The organism is Streptosporangium sp. NPDC023825 (assembly GCF_040639575.1).
Lineage (GTDB): Bacteria > Actinomycetota > Actinomycetes > Streptosporangiales > Streptosporangiaceae > Streptosporangium.
This window is the reverse complement of sequence record NZ_JBFAAE010000151.1, coordinates 1-1,504: the sequence shown is the minus strand read 5'-3', so window position 1 is coordinate 1,504 and position 1,504 is coordinate 1. Positions and strand designations below refer to the sequence as shown.

Here is a 1,504-nt window from a genome sequence, read left to right as displayed (position 1 = left end):
GCAGGACCCAGTCCAGGGCCGGGCGCCGAAAGCCCTCCCATGCCTGTTTCACCTCCCGCCGAGAAGTGAAGGGAAAGCCGGCCTGGTCACCTGACCCGGGCGCCCGCGCGGAAGACCGCTCGGACGTCCCGGAGCCGGTCGAGATCGTCGAGGGGGTTCCCGGTCACGGCCAGCAGGTCGGCGTCCGCGCCCACCGCGATCCGCCCCTTCCGGTCGGGGGCCCCGCACGCCCGGGCGGCGACGCTGGTCGCCGCCGTGAGCGCCTCCAGTGGGGACGGGCCCTCCGCGGTGAACTGGGCGACGGCGTACGGCAGCACGTCGTGCGGCTTGGCCGGCATGATGCCGGCGTCCGTACCGAGCACGATGCGGGCACCGAGCCTGTAGAGGGCCCTGAGGGCCTCGTGTACGGCCTGCACACGCTTGGCGACCTCCGGCGGCAGGACGAGCGGTGAGTCGCCGGGGACGACTCCGATCGTCACGCTTACGAAGACGTCGCTCCCGGCGATGGCGGCGAGCAGGGCGGGATCCGCGTCGACGCCGTCCGCGGTCACGAATGTCGCGTGCTCGATGCTGTCCACTCCCGCCGCCAGCGCGTCCCCGATCGCTCGCGTGCCGTGCGCGTGGGCGGCGACGGGCAGGCCGAGCCGATGCGCTTCGTCGACGACGACCCGCAGGTCGGCCGCCGAGTACTGCGACTCGTGTGGCGGCGGCGAGCCCGGCGTCATGTTGCCGCCGCTCAGCATGATCTTGACCACCGCGCAGCCCCGCTCGTGCCGGTCCCGTACCGCGGCACGCAGGGCGGCGGCCCCTTCGGCCGCGCCGCCCATGAAATGGCAGTGGCCGCCGGGCGTGGTGATCGGGGGCCCGGCTGCGAGGATCTCCGGTCCCTCTCCGGGGCGTCGCTCCGTCTCCGCGCTCAGCGCCAGCGCCAGATAGCCGCGGTCACCGAGGTCACGCACGGTCGTGATCCCTGCCCGGAGCGCCCTGTGGGCCGCGGTCCGCATCCCGGCCAGCAGCTCCGCGTCGTCGGCGGTGGTGAACGCGGTCACCGGGTCGAGACCGGCGTCGAAGCCGAGATGCACATGAGGGTCGACGAGTCCCGGCATCAGGAAGGCGTCCGCTCCGAGGTCGATCAGGTCCACCCCGTCCGGCGGAAGCGCGCCCGTGGCGTCCACGCCGGTGATGCGCCCGTCCTCCACGAACACCGTCGCGGGGCCGGACAGGCTCGTGCCGTCGAACATCAGTCCGGCGTGAATCGCGAGAGGCGTCATGGTCGGGAGGCTCCTGGGGAGAGGTGGCGTGCGCGGCCCCCCGTCCCGTTCCCGGGCGTTGCGGGTCTGGTGACGGCGGCGGGCACAACAACATCACGAACGACCTGAGAGGCCCCTGAACCTCCCTGAGAGGATCCTGAGAAGGCGCCTCGAACATCGGACACGGATCCCGTACATCCGACATCGGTGAGCCGGGGCGGCCTGTGGCGCCTCAGCCCTGGACTGGGTCCTGT

1 protein-coding gene is annotated in these 1,504 nt (G+C 72.8%); it reads right to left on the bottom strand.

The genetic code is table 11. The annotated features are described in order from the left end of the window. Positions 1–86: 86 nt before the first annotated feature. Positions 87–1,271: an amidohydrolase family protein gene (locus AB0G15_RS43455; RefSeq protein WP_362851590.1), complete on the bottom strand. Its 1,185-nt coding sequence runs from the start codon at positions 1,269–1,271 to the stop codon at positions 87–89. Positions 1,272–1,504 lie beyond the last annotated feature (233 nt).